Here is a 19760-nt window from a genome sequence, read left to right as displayed (position 1 = left end):
CATTACGAATAAAGTTTTTTTGCACAATTCGGCAAAAATAATTACCTCTTGATGTTTACAAGCTCGTTAAGGATCGCATCTGCCGTAGTTATACTTCTTGAATTTGCTTGGAATCCTCTTTGAGCGATAATCATGTTGGTGAATTCTTCTGCCAAATCCACATTCGACATTTCTAAAGCCCCTGGATTAATACTTCCTCTTCCTCCAACACCAGAGACACCTACTTGTGGAAGTCCACTGTTTGAGCTCATAGCGTACATAGAGTTTCCTGTAGCTGATAAACCTTCAGGGTTGTTAAAAGTGGCTAAGGCTACTTGCCCCAATGGGGCGGTTAAACCGTTTGTGAAAGATCCTATAATCTGTCCATTGGTGTTTATGGCAAAAGAATCTAAGGTTCCTTGAGCGTTTCCATCTTGTTCGGTAACCGCTATGGAATTTTCTGCAAAAAACTGAGAAAGTTCTTGAAAATTAATCGAAACGTTAACAGGGCCTGCACCAGCCGCTGATTGAGGGTCCACGCTTGGATTTAAAGCAGCGCCCAACTCGGCTGGGTCGAACCAGAAACCTGCTGCTCCATCGTCACCATCTCCGATAGTTTGATCTATGGTACCGTCAGGATTGATTTTCCATTGAGTTGCAGCTATGTTACCGTTTGAATCAAAAGCTATTACTCCTTCTGCGGGATCATCGAGTAATTGACCATCGGCGGTAGTTTTATACAATGGGGTGCCGTCTTCTAACTCTGCCTTCCAATACCAAGTGTTAGCATCTATTTTTGTGAATTTTAAATAGACATTGTAAGGGTTACCTAGAGAATCGTATACTACTGTTGATGTTGTAACAGATGGGCTGATATAGTTAGCTTCTGAAAAGTTGGTTGGGTTGTTAAGGTCGGTGAATCTTATAGCTCCACCTGAAGGTGGTTGGACTACCTCTCTGACGGACTGTAAGTTAAGAGGCGTAGTCGTATCATCAATAGTATCAGCATCAGAGGCACCGGTTAAACGTAACCCTGTGAGGGTATGTCCAGACCCATCATCTATTCCCGTTGTTAGTAAATTGTTGAATTCACCAACTGTACTTGCAGGTCCAGTAAAATTTACTGGTGTACCATCGATATTCAAAGTTATTGTTGGATTTCCGGAAGCATCAAAACTAATATCAATATCTTCCGGATCATAATAAACTGCTTCTCCCGCTGAGTCTGTAACCCTAATACTTCCTGTGAGGGTAGCAGTACCTGCCCCTGCATTGATATCTACAGTAACAGAATCACCATATTGATCCACTATTTCACCGTTTATGTCGTATATAGAAATTTTATTTTCTGCTAAAGGATCTCCGTTTCCATTGTAATTAACCCAACTAATTACATTTCCCGTATCGTCAAGCTCTACTTTTCCACTAATTTGGTTAGTTGAAGTTAAATTACCTGAACCATCGTCAACTGCAAATTTGTACTCAGAACCAACTACACTTGCCGTCCAATTATAAACATTTTTATCCTTGTTTTCTTCGCTCATATCCCTTTTGAAAGAGAATTTTACGGGTATATTTTCACCTGTTGTACTCTTAACCACAATTGTCGTGTCCTGAATACCCGCACCTGCGTTTAAATTATGTGCAAGTCTTATAAAAGATGTTTGTTTTGCCGCCATTACTTGTCCGCTTGATATTTGGATATCTCCTATAGGATCGTTGGTGTCAATGGTCCTATTTCCTTCTTGATCAATTTTTGCTGTCCAACCTTGCAATTTCATACCAGATGCAGGATCTACAAAGAATCCGTTGTAATCTCTAGTGAAGTTGCCAGCCCGTGTATAGTATTGACCTATTCCATCTGAGAGAATAAAAAACCCTTCTCCTTGAATCATAAGATCTGTAGCTTTACCTGTAGACATAGGAGAACCTTGTGTCATTAATTTGTCTATAGAAGCTAATTGAGATCCTAATCCAATTTGCATAGGATTTGTTCCACCTAGTTGGTTTTGTGGTGCATTTCCTGCACTTAATGTTTGAAAAAGAGTTGTTTGAAATGTTGCCCTTGAACCTTTGTAACCTACGGTATTAACGTTAGCGATATTGTTTGCAACTATGTCGAGTTGATCCTGAAAGTTCCTTAAACCTGTGATTCCAGAGTACATTGATCTGAGCATGTTATACTCCTCCTATCTAGATCGTATTGATAATCAGAATTTAGGCGCTAATCTCGTTCACTACTGAATAAGGATACATTTCACCATTGATAAGTAGGTAAAGTTCGTTGTCTAAGAACTTCACTGCTTCGACAGTTCCACTTTTTACACCGGTATTTGCTACCATTTGGCCATTTTCTACAGTGTAAATTCCATAAAGATACTCTCCATCAGGCATCATAGTTCCATCGTTGTTTCTTCCGCTCCAAACATATGAGTGTAACCCTGCTTCCTGCACACCCAAATCTTCTGTGTAAACTACTTGTCCCTTTGAATCATAAATCTCTAAATATACTTGGGAGCCGTTGTCTAATCCATAGTTTAGTCCTTCTGCTACCCCACTTTGCAAGTCAACGGTGTTGTCATTCACCACAACGGTTTTTCCTATCAAGCTTGCAGCTTGCAATTTATTGAGCGACATTTGGGAGTTAACCATTTCTTGAATTGCTTGGCTCATATTGGTTATTTGTTCAGTGGAAGATAGTTGAGAAAGCTGAGCTACAAGATCTTTGTTTTCCATCGGTTGAGTCGGATCTTGATTTTGTAATTCTGTAACCAACAGTTCTAAAAAAGCTTCTTTGTCTAATTCTTTTTTTATTTCTCTGTCTTTTTTTGCATCATACGTACTTTGATATATAGAATCCATCGATACTGAGTTAAGCATTCAAATCACTCCTTAAATAATCATCAAAGGTGTAGTAAGTTCCTTCTTCTGGCTGATCGTCATTCTGATCTTCTTCACCGTATTTTTTTTGCTCTTGATCTTGTTGATGTTGTTGATTTTGATCGGCTAAATAATGTTCTTCTTGTGTGACATTCACTTTTATACTGATGGGTTGGTATCCTTCATCTCTTAAATTTCCAACTAAAGACTGTAATGTTTTCGATATAATATTTTTTGCATTTTCGGTTTCTGTTGATATGTTAACAGTTACAGCTTGTCCGTTTTTTAATATTTGAATATCGACTTTTCCTAAGTCTGGAGGAGATATTTTCACTGAGAAACTTTCGTTTAGAAAAGTTTGAGTGTTTTTAGAAATAATTACTTCCTTTATTTGAGCATTTAAATCTTTTAGATTGGTTGTAGGGATACCGTCTTGTATATTATTTTTGTTGATTTGTAGGGATTTTAAACCTATTTCATTAGTGCTTGGATCGGTTTTTAATTGTTCGATATTTAAATTCTTGCTAATGTTTTCTAAATTACTGGTTGGTGCAAGTTTTACTGTATTATCTTTTTGTAATTCAGAGTTTTTATCTTTGCTGACGTTATTTTTTCTGGTTTCATAAGGGTCAAAATACACATTCTTACCAAAGTTGTTTTTTGTATTTAAAAGATCCGCTTTTGGATCAAATTGCATTGCTTTTATAGAATCATTATTCTCATTTTTATTATTCTTTGTTTTATCGATGTTTCCCTTAATCAAGGAATTGGTTATGAGATTTGTTTCTTCAATTATGCTTGATAAAGAGTTTCCCATCTTTGAATTATTGGTGTTAATTATATCCATAGCAGTTTTAATTATATTTAATTCGTCAGGTGTAAATTCTGTTTTAAAAGATGAGAGTATTTTTTGAGCTTGCTCTAATGTATTGATTTCATCTGTGCTTTCTATACTTTTTGAGCCTTTTTCTATTAATTGTAATAATTTTTGAATATCAGCTTGAACAATCTGATTCGTTCCTTGTGAATCTTTTGAATGCAGATTGTTTTGTGACAGAGTGGAGGGACTTTTTTCTATGGGTTTAGAATGCTTAATCAAACCTTCTGAAGATATTTCACTTGTACTCTCTTTATTCTCTTGGCTTTCTTTTATGATAATGTTAAAAGCTTTTTGTAATACCTCTTTATCTTCTTCTGTGAGTTGGGTTTTAGAAGAAGATAATATTTTCTTTGCTTGCTCTAATGTATTGATTTCATTTTTGTTTTTTGTACTTTTTAAGATTTCTTCTATTCTAGAAGATAATTTTTGGATATCAGAGTTGACAATCTGATTGACTTCTTGTGAACCTTTTGAATGGAGGCTGTTTTGTAACATAATATTGGGACTTTCTTCTATGGAATTAGAATACTTGATTAAACCTTTTAAAGGTATTTCACTATTACTACCATTTCTTTCTTTTATAATAACGCTAAAAGCTTTTTGTAATACTTCTATGTCATTCTTTGTAAACTCTGTTTTAGGGGAAGACAAAATTTTTTGAGCTTGAATTAATAATTCCTTTTCATCGATGCCTTTGGCGTTTTTGGTAGAAACTTCTATGAGTAGGAGTAATTGATCGACGTCCAAATGGATATTTTTTGTTTTTTTAGTATTTGAAATTAATAAATCTTTCGAATCAATAGTATTCAGTGTGACCGATAACTTATTATTTGTCACTTCTTTTTCTGGCATAGGAGATTTTTTAAAACCAAGGCTGTCTTCTTCTACATTGTTAAAAATATCTTGAAATTTTTGATCAAAGGATTCTAATTTAGCATTAGATGCATTCGGGGTAAAATTATTAATATTATTAGATTTAGGTAAATTTGTTATAAGATCAGTTAAGGCAACATTCAAAATTATTCGCTCCTTTTTTCTCCCATTTTGGCTATTACTTCAGCAGCTTTTTGTGGGTTAACAAGCGCAAGAGCTTGCAGTATTTCAGCGGCTGATTTTGATTCAAGCGTTGCGAGTGCATCAACTAGTAACTCCACACTTACTTCTTCTCTACTTAAAGCGTTGGCTATTTGTTGAGGGGTTGATCTAGCCAGCCAATTAGCTAGGGTATTTATTCTGGTGTTGTAATCGTTGTATTGGTCAATTTTTTGTTGATATTCTTGATTAAGTTTTTCTAATTCTTCTCTTTGAGCCATTAATTTAGTACTTTCTTGTGAAATTTGGTCTAAAAGTTTTTGTAATTGATTTTGTTCGGCAATTAATTTTTCTCTTTCGTCTTGTATAGCTTTGAGTTTAGTATCTAACAGTTCCTTTTGCAAATAGAAAGGATCTGAAATCTCCAGATATTCATAATTAGATAAATTTCTTAATCCTGGTATAAAATCGATTAAATATGCCATATAACTTCTCCAACTGTTTTGAAGATTCAAATTGAGATACGAAAGCCTATTATATTCGAAGTAGATGTAACCAACTCCAAGTAGAAAAATAGCCACAATCAAGGAAATTAGAATAATTCTTAAGAATTTTTTCCCCGATCTTTTTTTTGGTTTCGGATTTTCTTCTTGTTTTTTTTGCATTGGAAATTTCCTCCTTACACTAATATTTTTCTTTATAATAGTCAATTTTCCTAAACACAAACATCAAAAAATATTTTAGCGCCCCTTCGCCCCGCAGCCCGCCCATTTAAGGAATGTTAGATAATGGTTTCGCCCCGCTCCCCACCCTACATATGGCTGTAAAATTAAGAAAGGCGGTTTACACCGCCTCTTTAAAATGTTCCACAATTTAAATATTTTCTTTGTTTTGTGTTATTTCATTGGGGACTTCTTTTATGTGAAGGTCTAATTGGTTAAAAGGTATTTCAACTTTATTTTCTTCGAATTTTTGTTTAATTGATTTTGCTACATCCATCGACGAATTTATAAAATTTTCTTGTTTTGCCCAGAACCTTACAATGAAGTTTATTGAAGAATCGGCGTAACCATCAAAAACGATTAGCGGTTGATGGTCATCATCTATGTGCACTAATTCGGCTGATCGTACTGCTTCATCTATTACGTTTATTACCTTGTTTAGATCGGATGAGTAAGATACTCCAACTTTTACCTCGTTTCTTCTTATGTTTGTAGGCCAATAATGAATGATCTTGCTTGACCAAACTTCTCTACTGGGAAGGTTGACTCTTCTTCCATCCCATGTTCTTATGACCACATGATTAACGTTTATCTCTTCTACTGATCCAGATATTCCATTTATTTCGACAGCTTCACCATCTACTACAAGATGGTTCAACATTATTAAAAATCCACAGATTAAGTTACCAAGAGGTTCTTGTACTGCAAAAGCGACTATTATACCACCTATTCCTAATCCAGCAAGAAATGCGCTAAGGTTGGTAAAAATTACAGAAATAATGATAAAACCACCTAAGGTATACATAGCTATGTTCAATATCGTCATTAAAGATTTCTTGTATTGAAGCGTTACTCTTCCGCTTTTTTCTGCTGTGTTTATTATGATTCTATAGATAAATTTTGCTAAATACCTCGCGATAAAGAGAATTGCAACACTGATACCAATTCTTATTAGATAATTGATAGTTGTTTGGAGCCATTCTGGCATTTTGAACCCCCCCCTTATTAAATAAATAACCTGTTGTATTCATAGTTAATGATACTCATTGCATATATAGCAGAAGTTTCAAAACGAAAGATACTTTTACCCAAATTAACAGTTTTGAATTCGTTTGTAGAAAAAAAGTCTTTTTCTCTTTTTGAAAATCCATATTCTGGGCCAACAACTAAGTTTATTTTCTGTGCACCCTTTAACTCTTTTAAGACTTTTCCTAAATTGTCATTTGTTCCATCTAAGTCTAGTACTATCGTGTCTTTCTTGGGAATTTCCTCAAATTGTACAAAATTAATTTGAGGGATATGGGCAAAAACAGTTTGTTTGGATGTTTCTATTATAGTTCTTTGGAATTTATTCAAATTTGTATAATTTATATCCGATTTTTCCCCGCGGTAAAGGTAAAAACTATTTGCCCTTAATTCAATCATTTTTTCTAATAGTAAGTGCATTCTATCCCATTTACTCATGCCCAAATATACTGATACATATGGTTTGTAATCTTCTTGTTGTTCTTCTTTGTCTATGATTGTAAGGATCGTTTCTTTTTTACCTATTTTTACTATTGTTGCCGTGAATAATAACCCATCACCCGTTATTACTTTTATTGTTTCTCCCTCGACTTTTTTTGTTATTTTTAAGTGTGCAGTTTCTTCTTCGTTTAGAATAATTTTTTCATTTACTTTTTTCCCGTAAAACGTATTTGGCATCTATAATCAACCTATGAACTCTTTTCCCATGTAAGGAATGAGTTTTTCAGGAATTTCTATCTTGCCATTAGCCGTTTGATAATTTTCCATTATAGCTACTAAAGTTCTTCCAACTGCTAATCCTGAACCATTTAGTGTGTGAACAAAATTTAACTTATTTTCTCTATCCCTGTACCTTATGTTTCCTCTTCTTCCTTGAAAATCTTTTGTATTAGAACATGACGATATTTCTTTATAATCATTGTAGCTAGGTAACCATACTTCCAAATCATAAGTCTTGGCTGCTGCAAAACCTAAATCTCCGGTACAGAGAGCAACAACTCTATAAGGTAAATTCAAAAGTTGCAGCACCTTTTCTGCGTGACTTGTTAATTCTTCCAACGCTTGAGAGGATTCTTCAGGAGTTGTATACCAAAATAATTCTACTTTATCGAATTGGTGTTGTCTGATCATTCCTCTTACATCTTTTCCATAACTACCTGCTTCTCTTCTGTAACAAGGTGTATAAGCAACGTATTTTAAGGGGAGTGAATTAAATTCTAAGGTTTCGTTTCTATGTAAACCAGCCAGAGAAACTTCGGCGGTAGAAATAAGGTACATTTGATCCAAAGAAGTTTTATATAAATCGTCTTCGAATTTCGGCAGTTGACCTGAAGAGGTTATAGTTTCTTTTGTAACTAGATGTGGAGGCAGTATAAAGGTGTAACCGTGATCTTTTGTATGTAAATCGATCATAAAGTTGATTAAAGCCAACTCTAAACGGGCTATGTCACCTTTTAAGATGGTGAATCGAGATCCGCTTAGTTTAGCTGCTCTGTCAAAATCTAAGAGGTTTAATTCTGTGCCTAAATCCCAATGAGCTTTTGGTTCAAAATCAAATTCTCGTGGTTTTCCCCATCTTCTTACTTCGAGATTTTCGTTCTCATCCTTTCCAACGGGTACACCGCTGTCAGGAATGTTAGGCACACATAATAATTTATAATTTAAATTGTCTTCAATATTTTTCAAATCTGATTCCAGATTTTTTATTTGTTCAGAGATTTCCTTTCCCTGGATAATTATTTCTTCGGCCTCATCATTTTTCTTTTGGGCTTTTAATTTAGCAACTAATTTTGAATTTTGATTTCTTTGGGCTCTAAGAGTTTCGATTTGTTGCAACAATTTTCTTCTCTCTTCATCGAAAGAGATAATTTCATCTATTATAGAAGTTTCGTTGTTTCTTTTTGTTAAAGCTTCTTTTATTTCTTGTGGATTTTCTCTGATATACTTTAAGTCTAACATTTTACCCTCCCGAAGTGAATGTTTTTAAAAGTATTATGAAAGTTATAATTAGACTATTTACTTAAACTATCTAATAAAGCTGAATTTTTGACTTGTATTTTACCGTTTTCTAATTCTTTTAAGGCGATGCTTACGTAGTCTTTTTTCTCAGTAATCCCTTTCAATTCATCTAAGTTTTTTAGAGTTTCAGCCCTTTTAGCTGCAATAATAGGAATTACATATTTATACTTCGCTTTATTTAATATTCTATCGTAATTTATTCCCAAATTCATTTGATTTCACCTCTTAATTTAAAATTCATAGTTGTTTTTTAAAAAAAAACGGAGTTTTGTCATCGAACCTTTCTCTCTTAAGTTGTTCTGCCACGAGAACTGATATGAGTTGATTTGTTGATTCTTCAATTTCCTGGTTGACAATAACGTAATCGAAATCTTTCATATGAGAAATCTCCCACTGTGCATCTTTTAGCCTTATTTCCAAAGAATCTTTTGATTCGGTACCCCTTTTTTTTAGTCTTTTTTCTAGATCCTCATTTGAGGGAGGTAAAATAAAAATGTATATGGCGTTCTTATAAATTTTTTTAATATTTAAAGCTCCTTGAACATCGACATCTAAAACAAGGCCTCGACTTTCTTTTAACTTTTCCTCAATAAATTTTTTGGAAGTTGCATAATAATTTCCATGAACCTCAGCCCACTCGAGAAATTCTCCATCTTCTTTCATTTTAAAAAAGGTGCTTTTATCAACAAAAAAATAATCTTTTCCGTCAATCTCTCCTGGTCTTTTTTCTCTTGTGGTATAGGAAACAGAAAATGAAAAGCCAATAATTTTGTCTAAAACATTTTTTATCAATGTAGATTTTCCTGCACCTGATGGTCCACTAACGATGTAAAGTAAACCCTCCATTTTTATAGTACTTCCTTGCGTATTTTATCCAAAACTTTTTCTATGTCATAATAGTTCTGCAAAAATCTATTGGTAATTGTTTCTGGTTGGATTGCGCTGGCTATAACATGGCCAGAGTCGGTTATTATAAATGCTCTAGTTTTTCTTCCGTGGTTTACTTCTAATAACTTTCCTTGCTGTTCGGCGATTTCTTTTAATCTTTTTAAAGGTTGAGAAGTAGGAGAAACAATGGCTATAACCCTATCACCAACAACGATATTTCCAAAACCTATGTTAATTAATCCATACATGAAGAACACCTCCACCAACAAAAAGATTTAGCTAAGATCCATCCTTGCCTTAAACACCTTTAAAATGCAATTTACAAGTAGTTTCCTAACATATTATTAAACGCTTACCATAGTTCAATGAATATTTTGAGCCTGCTCTCGAATTTTATTAACCAGGGTTCTCCCTTCCAAGGAAAGGTTAGTTATATCTAAAATTTTTGACTTGGAGGCGATCGTGTTTAATTCCCTATGCATTTCTTGACAGATAAAATCTAGTTCTTGCCCTATACTGTCGTTATTATTTTCATTTTCTAGAAAATTTTTAAACCTTCTAGTGTGACTTTTTAATCTATCCATTTCTTCGCTAATGTCGGCTCTTTCTGCTAATAAGACTATTTCCATTTCTAACCTATTTTCATCGATGCTATCTATATTACTGATCAAAGAATTAACGTTGTGTTTTAACTGTTCTCTATATTTTTCTTTCATTTGCTGAGCATTTTCCTCTATTTTAATAATGATATCTTCAAGTTCAGTCAAATAGCCATCAAGAAAGTCTTTTAGATCTTTCCCTTCTTCCTTTTGATATTTCAATACGGTTTCGATAACCTCTTTTAAAACTTCTTTCGCACCTTCCCAAATATCATCGATAGTTTTTTCATCAATGGAAATTTTAACAATATCTTTAAATTTTAACAGATCTTCTAAATTAACATCATCTGCTAAATGCAGTTCGTTGATCAAACTGTTGAGGGCGTTGTAATAGGCTTTAGCTAGCCCTAAGTCAACATCGATTATGTCGTCTGTTTTCAATAATTTTATATCTACAGAAATTCGCAAGGTTCCTCTTTTGAAGTATTTTTTCACAAGATTTTGAATATGTAATTCTAATGGAGAAAACAAAGGTGAGATTGAAGTGTTGATGTTTAGATTTTTGGAGTTGAGAGATTTTATTTCTACATTATAGCTATAATCGCCAATATTTTTTGTTAATCTCCCATAACCGGTCATACTTCGCATAATTTCGCCCCCTTTATGTTTATTATACATTAAAAAGTCAATAATTCAAAAATTTTAAGACATTTTTTAACTTAATCACGAATAATTCGGCCTCATCGTCGTTATTCAGGTGAGATAAGATAATTCGGACCATCTTACAGCTGACTCAAAAAAGTCAACGTAAAAGTGCTTCCTTTACCTAATTCAGAATAAGCTTTTAATTCAATATCTAATGCATCAGCTAGTTTTTTTGCTATTGATAATCCTAATCCATGGCCTTTATCGCTTCGAGAAGAGTCCACTTTGTAGAACCTTTCAAAGATATTTTTTAATTTAGTTTGTTCAATACCGATACCATGGTCTTGTATACTTATGCTCTTTTGATCTGGGTCTAATTTTATTGTTATCTCTTTTTGATTTGATGAGTATTTTATTGCGTTTTCAATGAAAATTTTGAGGATTAAAGAGAGATATTCGTTAGAGCTGTTCACTGTAAAACTTTTTCCTTGTATATCTATATTGAATTCGTTCAATTCTAATTTAAAAAGGTTCAAAGTTTCTTCTACTACATTTTTAACATCTATAATTTCCTTTTTAATTTGGTAATCGTTCTTAGTGAGAAGCAGAAGTTTATCAACTAGATCCCTTAAATATTCACTTGATGACTCTATACTGTTCAACGATTCTTCCATAATTTTGGGATCGGTTTTCCCCCATCTTTTAAGCATTTTAATGTAACCATTTATAGAAGTTAAAGGTGTTCTTAGCTCATGTGAAACATCAGATACAAATTGATTTTGTATTTCAAAAGCATTTTCAATTCTATCCAACATAGAATTTAATTTTTGTGCGAAGATATCGAATTCTTGTGATTTTTGTTCTGATATCCTCTTATCTATGGTATTGGCATCTATTTCAGATATTTGTTCTGCCATTTTGACTACTGGTTTTAGTGTGCTTTTTGCTAAAAAATAAGATACCAATAGTGATATAAAAAGACCAGTCGTTATTATGACAAAAACGGCTTTTTCAAAGTTTCTCAAAAGAGCTGTTAGCTCAAGAGATGGTCCGCCGACTATTAAAAGAGATGAACCAAATATAGGAACACCTGCAAAGATGTAGTACATTCCATCAGATTCATAAAGATACGGTAACCTAGGAATTTTGAAATTCTCCTTTATCAAACCATAAGGGTCTGAAATCAACTGTCCGTCTAGAATGACGATCCTGTTTGATAATAAACTTCTTCTCAATACACTTGAATCTTGCATAATTTGGTAAAGCAAATCTAGAGGTTCCTGAGGATTGTTAGCATTTCCCCTATTCAGTCCACTTACATTCAATTGTGCAATATACATGTCGTTGTAACTTTGAAGTGTGAATTGTACAAAAACGATCCTCACTATGCCAACAATTGTCAATACTATACTCATAGTAATGGCTGTAAAAACTATTGTTTGTCTAAAAATTGCACTATGTTTTACTTTCTTTCTCCCTAATAACGTAACCAACACCTCGCACAGTTTCTATATTTTGTGTGGAATCTTTCAATTTTTTTCTTAAATAATTGATGTATACTTCAACTAAGTTGTTGTTCTCTTCATCGTAGTATCCCCAAATCTCTTCTAAGATTTTTTCTTTTGAGACAACTATATTTTTATTGATAGCCAGTAACTTTAGTATGTTAAATTCCGTGAGGCTCAAATGAACATTTTTTTTGTTTACAAGAACTTCCATGTTTTGAGGATAAATCTCAATGTCTCCTACTTTTATTAGTTCTTTAGTTTTCCCCATTCTTTTTAACAAAGCCTCTATTCTTGCCAATATTTCTTCTATTTCAAAAGGTTTAACTACATAATCATCGGCATTTTTTAAACCTTTAACCTTGCTTTCCAACTCTCCTTTGGCTGTGATCATTATTATTCCAATATCACTGTCATAGTCTCTAATTGCCTCAGCAACTTCAAATCCATCTCTTATAGGCAACATTATATCCAATAATATTATATCAGGCTTAAAATTTTCATAGAATTTTAAAGCCTCATCTCCATCTTTTGCTATTTTTACGTTGTAGCCGACGTGAGTTAATTCCAACTCTAAAAGTCTTGAGATTGCTTTATCATCTTCTACCACTAGAATTCTAAACATTTGTAATCCTCCCCAAAATTAAAATTAATGTCTTTAAAAACTTTAATAGTGCCCCTAGTTAAAATTCAATTGATAAACTGATAGTGTGTAAGCTTTGATGGTATAAGTACGAAAGCAAAACACTGCTTTGTTGAAAAGTGAAAGTGTACTGAGATCCGAAATTAAGATATATAGATGCTTGATCTTCTTTACTTATTGAGAGACCAAATCCTGGATATAAAGAGAATTCAGAGGTTTGTTTTTCTCCAATGCTATAAATTTTTGCAGCCACTAAATCGTAGCTTAATTCGTTTATATCTACTAAAATACTATTTAGATCTTCTATCTGACTGTTCACCTGAAGTATACCGTATAAAGCAAAATTATTGAAATCTTCGTAATCGTCGAGTAGAAAAGATACATTTATGAGATTTTCTTGATTTTTCAGTATAGCTCCAATGCTTACATTATCATTCAAGGTTGTTTTATAGGTAAATTTAAAGTTGTTATTGAAGTTGGAAGAGATTTTAAAGTAAGACTTGTTGAACTGCAAAGAAATACTGGATATAATCTCGTTAGAATCAAATTGATAACTTACTCCTATCGTAGTTTCTAGATTTGAGACATTGTTTGCTTTTTCATATACTGTTAGGTTTTCTAGATTAAACTTAGAAGTAACTAAAACAATATACTCCCCATCTTTTTCTACCAAATAATAATTATTAATATTTTCTTTAAACTTAACATCTGCTTGATTTACATCAGAGTTCTCATAAAATTCGACTTTTTCTAGATCCGTAAGAATTGAAAAGTTTGATTCTAAAAATCCGATAGCATCCTTGCTTGCAAGTGGAAAGTCGCCATAGCTTTTTTCTAAACCGATTAAATAATCATAGAGTTTTTTTGAGATTTTATGTGAAGATGAATAGGTGATTATTTTGTTATCTCCTGCGTTAGTATCAAGGAAATTGAAAAAATTTAAAATTTGAGATGACAATTCGTCCTTACCAAACACAATTATACTATTAAAGTTAGAGTCTGGGACCTTTCTAACTCTTTGGTTTAAAAGCATCAGAATATTTGATATTTTTGTTATTTCCAGATTTTTGAAGTTAATCTCTGTTGCATTTTGTACAGATCCTTGAATTATTAAATCAAAATCTCCCACTAAATATAAATTATTTCCTACTTTTTTGTATTCATAATCGGTAGAATATAAGAGAATATCTAAAGCGCTTTCTAAATCTAAAGTATTTATTTCTTTCGTAATTTTTCCTGAAGTATTTGCCTTTGTTAAAATAATACTTCCACTAACTTCCTCAAGTTTTTCTAGTGCCTCTTCAAGCGGTGTTTCGTTAAAACTTAAGTGAATATTTGAAAAGTAAAAAGAGGCTGAAACGACGACAATAATTAATAGCAGTACTTTTTTCAACTTTTAACCACCTTTTTTATTTTATCTATCTATATTTAGTGAGTAATTATCAACTTTAATTATCGCATTGGGATCAGTACCCTTACTTGTAACAATCTCTATAAGAATTTTATCCACTCCTAATTCAGTAACTAATTTCTCTGTCAATTCATCAGTTTGTTCAGGTAATAGTAATTGGTTGGATTTTAAGATAATTTCGTTTCCTACCTGATTGTTGGTAACAGAATTCCATTTTCTCATGTAGATATCATAGTTAACAGATGAGTTACCAGTATTTTCTATTTCAAAATTGATTGTTATGTTGTTATAAAAGTCGCTTAAAATATTGTTCTCTTCAATGTATACTTTTGATTCTGAGTTATATACATTATCTCCAAAATCTATTGTCAATGGAATATTGATTTTACTCTGAATCGTTGTTGTTCCATCGTTACTTTCTCCAATTAGAGTTAAGTTAGTGTAATATTCACCGGTTAATTCGACTAAATTTGATCTTCGATAATCTGCTATTAGCTTTGTTTCCATTCTTTGGTATTTGGTTATTGATAATTCCTTAGGTGTTATAGATAAATATTTATCGTTTGTTTTTCTATTATAAGGGTTTTGTTCGTCACCTTCCGATTCAAAATCCAAAAAAACGCTCATATCTAAAAAATCATTATTAACTACATCCACAAATAATTCTATAGGATTGGTTATATACTCCCTAGGGCTCATTTCTTTAGGTATTTTTATATAAATTTGATTTGGATCTGAATTTACGTTAACTACGTTCCTTTCTTTGTTCACGTCCTCTGATATTTTGAATTCTTTCTCATAAACGTATTTTTCTTGAAAATAATCTTTATATCCGTAGTATACCTCTGCTCTAATCTTGTATTCTTCGGGAGCTAAATATTTTTCAATAAAAATATTACCCTCTTTGTTAGTATGAGGCAAAAGATTTATAGATTGGTCTTTAAAAAGGAATTTTTGAAAGATCAATTGTTCGTTATTTAATTTATACAAAGAAAAAGTTCCCCAAACTTCAACTTCCAAATCGCTATTGTTGTATAGTTGTAATGGGAAATAGGTACCTAATTTATCTTTGCTTGAAAGGAATGGGGTATCACAATACATATTTACAGAAATTTGCATATTCGAAGTATTTATATCTACAACTTTTATAATAATTGGAAGGGTAGTTTTAGAAACTTCTGGCTTGACTGGTAAATTATCCCCAGCTGTTACAGAAAAAGCAAGAACATGTGTACCTAGTGAGGTTTTAGAACCTTTAACTAAAAAATCAACTTTTTTTGTTTCGAATGGGAACAAGCTAATTTCACTTGGATAAGACACGTCAAAAAGGGAATTCTCTGAAAGCGAACTAATGTGTATATTAATTTTACTCTCGGAATCGTTAGTGAAGTAAAATGACACAACGTTTTCTTTGTTGTCTAATAACTCTACAGACTTGAACAATGAATCAACGTTTAAAGAAAACAACAAGTTAAAGATGGCCAAAGATATAAAAATTAGAACTATTTTTCGCAAAAGAAATTCTCCTCTCCTAATTTTATTTATTTATCTCTATATTATATCACTTAAATATGATAAGATATTTTGGAATGACAAAAAATAATCAATATTAAAAGGAGTGAATATGTAGTGGAAGTTTCTTCTTTTATGGATTCAACCTTTTTTTCGCTGGTGATTTTTCCCATTATAATTTTTGCCATGAGGCTTTGTGATGTAAGTTTGATGACTATAAGGATCATATTTATCTCGAAAGGTATCAAGTTTTGGGCATCGGTATTAGGATTTTTTGAAGTATCTATATGGCTTATAGCTATTTCACAAGTTATGAATAATTTGGATAACCCTATTTATGCAATAGCCTACGCCTTGGGATTTGCTACTGGAAATTATCTAGGAACGGTTTTGGAAGAGAAAATAGCTATTGGAACAAATTTAGTGCGAGTGATAACCAATAAAGAAGCTCAACCTTTAGTAGATTATTTGAATAAAGAGGGTTTTGGAGTAACTAGTATAGATGCGAAAGGATCTAAAGGACCTGTGAAAATTATATACAGCGTGGTTAGGAGGAAAGATTTAAAAAAGATTATAGACATAGTTAATGAATTCAATCCAAATGCATTTTACTCAATTGAAGAGGTTCGTGGAGTGAACAAGGGGATTTTTCCAGCGCAAAACGTTAATTTCGAATTTAGAAATAGATTCACTAGAAAAGGAAAATGACTGATAAAAGTAGAGTTTGGATAAAGGCATCAGAAGTGTAGTATTTTTATGGTATAATTATAATGTAAATTTTTAAGTTGTTAGTTGTTTTTAAATTATCGTTTGAAGGAGGGATATTGGTATGACTTTAAAAATTTCCTCACCAGTTTTTAAAAATAACGATTATATTCCAAGCACTTACACCTGCGAGGGTAGAAATATCAACCCCACTTTGTTAATCGAAGGAATCCCAGAAAAAGCAAAATCTTTGGCGTTGATAATGGATGACCCAGATGCTCCGATGGGGACCTTCGTGCATTGGGTGGCATGGAACGTTGAATTAGTTGATGAGATTCCTGAAAGGATCCCAAAAGAATATTCAATAACTCATCCTCTTACATTAAATCAAGGGAAGAACAGTGCTCAGCAAACTGGATACATGGGTCCTTGCCCTCCTGTTGGGCATGGGGTTCATCATTACCACTTTAAACTTTACGCATTAGATACAACTTTAGATTTACCTCAAAACACCACAAAAGAAGATTTATTGAAAGCTATGGAAGGGCATATAATAGAAAAAGCTGAAATTGTAGGATTGTATAAAAGAGATTGATTTTTAGAAATTTTTAGCAATTCCTAAAGATACTATTTCAAAAAAAATAATCAGGAGGCGAAAGATGGATTTAAATCTCGATGTTGTACAGTTAGATATTCCCGAAGATACGAATATAATAGTGGGGCAATCGCATTTCATAAAAACCGTCGAAGATATCTATGAAAGTATAGTTACAACGAATCCTTCTTTAAAATTTGGCTTAGCTTTCAACGAAGCGTCTGGTCCACGCCTTGTAAGATACGATGGGAACGATGATGAGTTGATTAAAGTAGCTATCGATAACGCTCAAAAGATAGGAGCAGGTCATTGCTTTGTGTTAATTATTAAAAACGGGTTCCCAATAAACATAAAAAATCAACTATTGAATGTGCAAGAAGTACTCAATATTTTTGCTGCCACAGCAAACCCTTTACAAATAATTGTAGCTGAAAGTGATCAGGGAAGAGGTATATTAGGAGTAATAGACGGATATCCCCCGTTAGATGTAGAAAAAGAAAGCGACAAAGAAAAAAGAAAGACCTTCTTGCGAGAAGTAACAAAATACAAAAGATGGTAAGATCACAATATATTCTATTCATAACTAGGGAGAAAATATGTGGATATTTTTTACAATTTTAGCTTTATTAATATTATATTTACTTTTTTTCTGGATAATTCCTTTTTCGTTGAAGGGTGCAATCTTTGATCCAAGTAGAAAAAGAGACGTTAAAAAAATGGTTGACATAGCAGAAATAAAGGGGGACGAGATATCGGTAGATTTAGGATCGGGAGATGGCCGTGTTGTTATAGCCTTTGCTGAAAAAGGTGCACAAGCTCATGGTTTTGAGATAAATCCTTTTTTAGTTTTGATTTCAAGGATAAATATTAGAAGAGCCGGGCTAAAAGGAAAGGCATTCATTCATTGGAAAAACTTTTGGAAAGCGGATTTATCTAAATTCGATATTATAACAGTTTTTCAAGTGGATTTTGCGATGAATGAATTAGAAAACAAGTTAAAAAAAGAACTCAAGCCGGGTGCAAAAGTAATTTCAAATCAATGGACTTTCCCGAAATGGAAATATTCAAAATATGAAAATGGTATCTATGTTTATGATTCAAGTGAATTGCCAATAAAATAAAGGATGGTTTTATGGATCTAAATCATGAAGAAAAAGAAAGGGCTCTAGATTTTAGACTTCTTTTTTCAGTTATACTAAATTTTGGAATAACTATAACAGAGATATTAGGTGGAATCTTTTCTAATAGTTTAGCTTTATTATCCGATGCCATACATAATCTTAACGATACTACCGCAATTCTTATAAGTTATATAGCAAGAGTTTTGTCAAAAAAGAAACGAGACTCAAAAAGGACATACGGCTATAAAAGGGTGGAGACACTTGCCGCTTTTGTAAATACAGAAATATTAATGGTTATTGCTGTTTATTTACTTATTGAAGGTATAAATAAATTATCAAATCCATCGATCATACAAGGTAACATTATGTTAATAGTTGCTTTCATTGGTTTAGCAGGTAATTTAGCAACTGCATATTTACTGCATTCTGGTTCAAAAACAAATCTAAATGTCAGAGCTACTTTTGTTCATATCCTTAGTGATACCTTTTCGTCTATATTCGTTATCATTGGGGCATTTTTGATCATTTATCAAAAACTTTATATCGTTGATGCTATATTCACTCTTATGATAAGCGGGTATATATTTGTAGAAAGTGTACCACTACTTAAGAACACTGTAAATATATTACTACAAGGAACTCCAACGGATATTGAAATTGAAAAAATAAAAGCAAAATTGGAGAAGTTTGATTTCGTAAAAGATGTTCACCATATCCACATTTGGACAACCGACGGAAAAGACAAATACATGGAAGCTCATATAAGACTTCAAGAAAGTTTGGACCAAAATAATTATGATTTAGATAATTGCATAGATAAATTAAACAAAGTTTTAAAAGAAGATTTTGAAATCGATCATACTACTTTGCAATTTGAAAAAAATAGATGTTTGGAAGGAGAAAAAGTCACATGAGTGTCTTAAAAATTAGAGGGGGGAATATGCATGAGAATAAAACTAGGTGATGTTTTTACCGAACCGTTTAAAATAGTCGGTAAAAATCCAATCATTCTCATACCAGTCTTTATAGGGATTATACTTACTTTACTTTTCGATGCTATAAGATTTATAGGACCCATTGCTAATTTTTTATCTTCTATTGTTATAGGTATAAGTACAATGTTCTTAATCGCTTGGATCGCTATATTATTTGATCAATATAAAAAAGGGGAAAAAATTGATCTTAAAAATAGTTTCTCTCAAGTTAATCAACTTCTATTAGATATAATCGTGCTTTCTATTGTGGTAGGTTTTCTTATATCTCTTGGAACTTTAGCTTATGTTATCCCGGGTTTAATATTAGCCCTTTTCTTAATTTTTTCTCCGTCTGCATTGGTGGTTGACAAGCTTTCGGTTACCGATTCTCTAAAAAGGAGTTTTTCTTTCGTTTTTAACGGAGAAAACTTCTTACAAATATTTCTGCTTTTACTTGTTATTTTTCTTTTGGGAATGATACCTGTTGTTGGACTTTACTTATCAATTATTTTAGAATTTATTCTTTTACCTTACATTTATGTAGAATATTCAAAATAGTTGACTGTTGGTTGTGTGGCAAAGGGTTTCTAAATCAAATGTTAAAGTTTCTATAGGCAATATAAA

At 32.4% G+C, this 19760-nt stretch carries 21 protein-coding genes; 6 read left to right on the top strand and 15 right to left on the bottom strand.

The genetic code is table 11. The features are described 5' to 3' along the window. Positions 1-41 precede the first annotated feature (41 nt). From X925_RS03815 to X925_RS03745, 15 genes are all read right to left on the bottom strand, one after another. Positions 42-2156 carry a flagellar hook protein FlgE gene (locus X925_RS03815; protein WP_121959165.1) on the bottom strand — a complete coding sequence of 705 codons (2115 nt, stop codon included), beginning with the start codon at positions 2154-2156 and terminating at the stop codon, positions 42-44. A 40-nt stretch (positions 2157-2196) separates the two neighbouring features. Beyond that, positions 2197-2859 (bottom strand): flagellar hook assembly protein FlgD, encoded by a 663-nt coding sequence (locus tag X925_RS03810; protein WP_121959164.1) that lies wholly within the window; start codon positions 2857-2859, stop codon positions 2197-2199. Next, a complete protein-coding gene (locus X925_RS03805) occupies positions 2852-4756 on the bottom strand; it encodes a flagellar hook-length control protein FliK (RefSeq protein ID WP_121959163.1) in 1905 nt (634 codons plus the stop codon). Before X925_RS03805 ends, X925_RS03810 begins: the two co-directional genes overlap by 8 nt. A 2-nt stretch (positions 4757-4758) precedes the next feature. Further along, the gene (locus X925_RS03800) at positions 4759-5436 is read right to left on the bottom strand and encodes a hypothetical protein (protein ID WP_121959162.1); all 678 of its coding nucleotides are present in this window, start codon (positions 5434-5436) and stop codon (positions 4759-4761) included. A gap of 208 nt (positions 5437-5644) precedes the next feature. Then, entirely contained in the window at positions 5645-6481 is an 837-nt protein-coding gene (locus X925_RS03795; protein ID WP_012207960.1) for a mechanosensitive ion channel family protein, read from the bottom strand. A gap of 17 nt (positions 6482-6498) precedes the next feature. Beyond that, positions 6499-7197 (bottom strand): 16S rRNA (uracil(1498)-N(3))-methyltransferase, encoded by a 699-nt coding sequence (locus X925_RS03790; RefSeq protein WP_103065312.1) that lies wholly within the window; start codon positions 7195-7197, stop codon positions 6499-6501. Between the two features lie 6 nt (positions 7198-7203). Continuing rightward, positions 7204-8478, bottom strand: a complete 1275-nt coding sequence (gene serS / locus X925_RS03785) for a serine--tRNA ligase (RefSeq protein ID WP_012207958.1) — start codon at positions 8476-8478, stop codon at positions 7204-7206. 53 nt (positions 8479-8531) lie between these two features. Next, complete coding sequence (locus X925_RS03780) at positions 8532-8750, bottom strand: DNA-directed RNA polymerase subunit omega (RefSeq protein ID WP_012207957.1); 219 nt, start codon at positions 8748-8750, stop codon at positions 8532-8534. Positions 8751-8775: 25 nt separating this feature from the next. Further along, a complete protein-coding gene (gmk, locus tag X925_RS03775) occupies positions 8776-9384 on the bottom strand; it encodes a guanylate kinase (RefSeq protein ID WP_012207956.1) in 609 nt (202 codons plus the stop codon). A 2-nt stretch (positions 9385-9386) separates the two neighbouring features. Continuing rightward, the gene (locus tag X925_RS03770) at positions 9387-9674 is read right to left on the bottom strand and encodes a DUF370 domain-containing protein (RefSeq protein ID WP_012207955.1); all 288 of its coding nucleotides are present in this window, start codon (positions 9672-9674) and stop codon (positions 9387-9389) included. A gap of 114 nt (positions 9675-9788) precedes the next feature. Next, on the bottom strand, positions 9789-10673 hold the full coding sequence (locus X925_RS03765; RefSeq protein WP_103065310.1) for a YicC/YloC family endoribonuclease: 885 nt from the start codon (positions 10671-10673) through the stop codon (positions 9789-9791). 134 nt (positions 10674-10807) lie between these two features. Then, complete coding sequence (locus X925_RS03760) at positions 10808-12166, bottom strand: cell wall metabolism sensor histidine kinase WalK (protein ID WP_121959161.1); 1359 nt, start codon at positions 12164-12166, stop codon at positions 10808-10810. Beyond that, entirely contained in the window at positions 12126-12800 is a 675-nt protein-coding gene (locus tag X925_RS03755; protein WP_012207951.1) for a response regulator transcription factor, read from the bottom strand. Before X925_RS03755 ends, X925_RS03760 begins: the two co-directional genes overlap by 41 nt. A gap of 58 nt (positions 12801-12858) precedes the next feature. After that, complete coding sequence (locus X925_RS03750; protein ID WP_103065308.1) at positions 12859-14211, bottom strand: hypothetical protein; 1353 nt, start codon at positions 14209-14211, stop codon at positions 12859-12861. 21 nt (positions 14212-14232) lie between these two features. Further along, positions 14233-15744: a hypothetical protein gene (locus X925_RS03745; RefSeq protein WP_103065307.1), complete on the bottom strand. Its 1512-nt coding sequence runs from the start codon at positions 15742-15744 to the stop codon at positions 14233-14235. A 114-nt stretch (positions 15745-15858) separates the two neighbouring features. Between X925_RS03745 and X925_RS03740 the strand changes: the two genes are divergently transcribed. From X925_RS03740 to X925_RS03715, 6 genes are all read left to right on the top strand, one after another. Next, positions 15859-16449 (top strand): DUF2179 domain-containing protein, encoded by a 591-nt coding sequence (locus X925_RS03740; RefSeq protein ID WP_103065306.1) that lies wholly within the window; start codon positions 15859-15861, stop codon positions 16447-16449. Positions 16450-16570: 121 nt separating this feature from the next. Next, positions 16571-17041: a YbhB/YbcL family Raf kinase inhibitor-like protein gene (locus tag X925_RS03735; protein ID WP_103065305.1), complete on the top strand. Its 471-nt coding sequence runs from the start codon at positions 16571-16573 to the stop codon at positions 17039-17041. Between the two features lie 64 nt (positions 17042-17105). After that, positions 17106-17600: an adenosine-specific kinase gene (locus X925_RS03730; protein ID WP_012207946.1), complete on the top strand. Its 495-nt coding sequence runs from the start codon at positions 17106-17108 to the stop codon at positions 17598-17600. A gap of 37 nt (positions 17601-17637) precedes the next feature. Continuing rightward, a complete protein-coding gene (locus X925_RS03725; protein ID WP_012207945.1) occupies positions 17638-18162 on the top strand; it encodes a class I SAM-dependent methyltransferase in 525 nt (174 codons plus the stop codon). Between the two features lie 11 nt (positions 18163-18173). Beyond that, a complete protein-coding gene (locus X925_RS03720; RefSeq protein WP_012207944.1) occupies positions 18174-19076 on the top strand; it encodes a cation diffusion facilitator family transporter in 903 nt (300 codons plus the stop codon). A gap of 30 nt (positions 19077-19106) precedes the next feature. After that, positions 19107-19694, top strand: a complete 588-nt coding sequence (locus X925_RS03715) for a hypothetical protein (RefSeq protein ID WP_012207943.1) — start codon at positions 19107-19109, stop codon at positions 19692-19694. The last annotated feature ends 66 nt before the right edge of the window (positions 19695-19760 follow it).

The organism is Petrotoga sp. 9T1HF07.CasAA.8.2 (genome assembly GCF_002895585.1).
GTDB lineage: Bacteria > Thermotogota > Thermotogae > Petrotogales > Petrotogaceae > Petrotoga > Petrotoga mobilis.
Note: the sequence above shows the minus strand (reverse complement) of the source record. Positions and strands in the feature narration are given on the sequence as shown.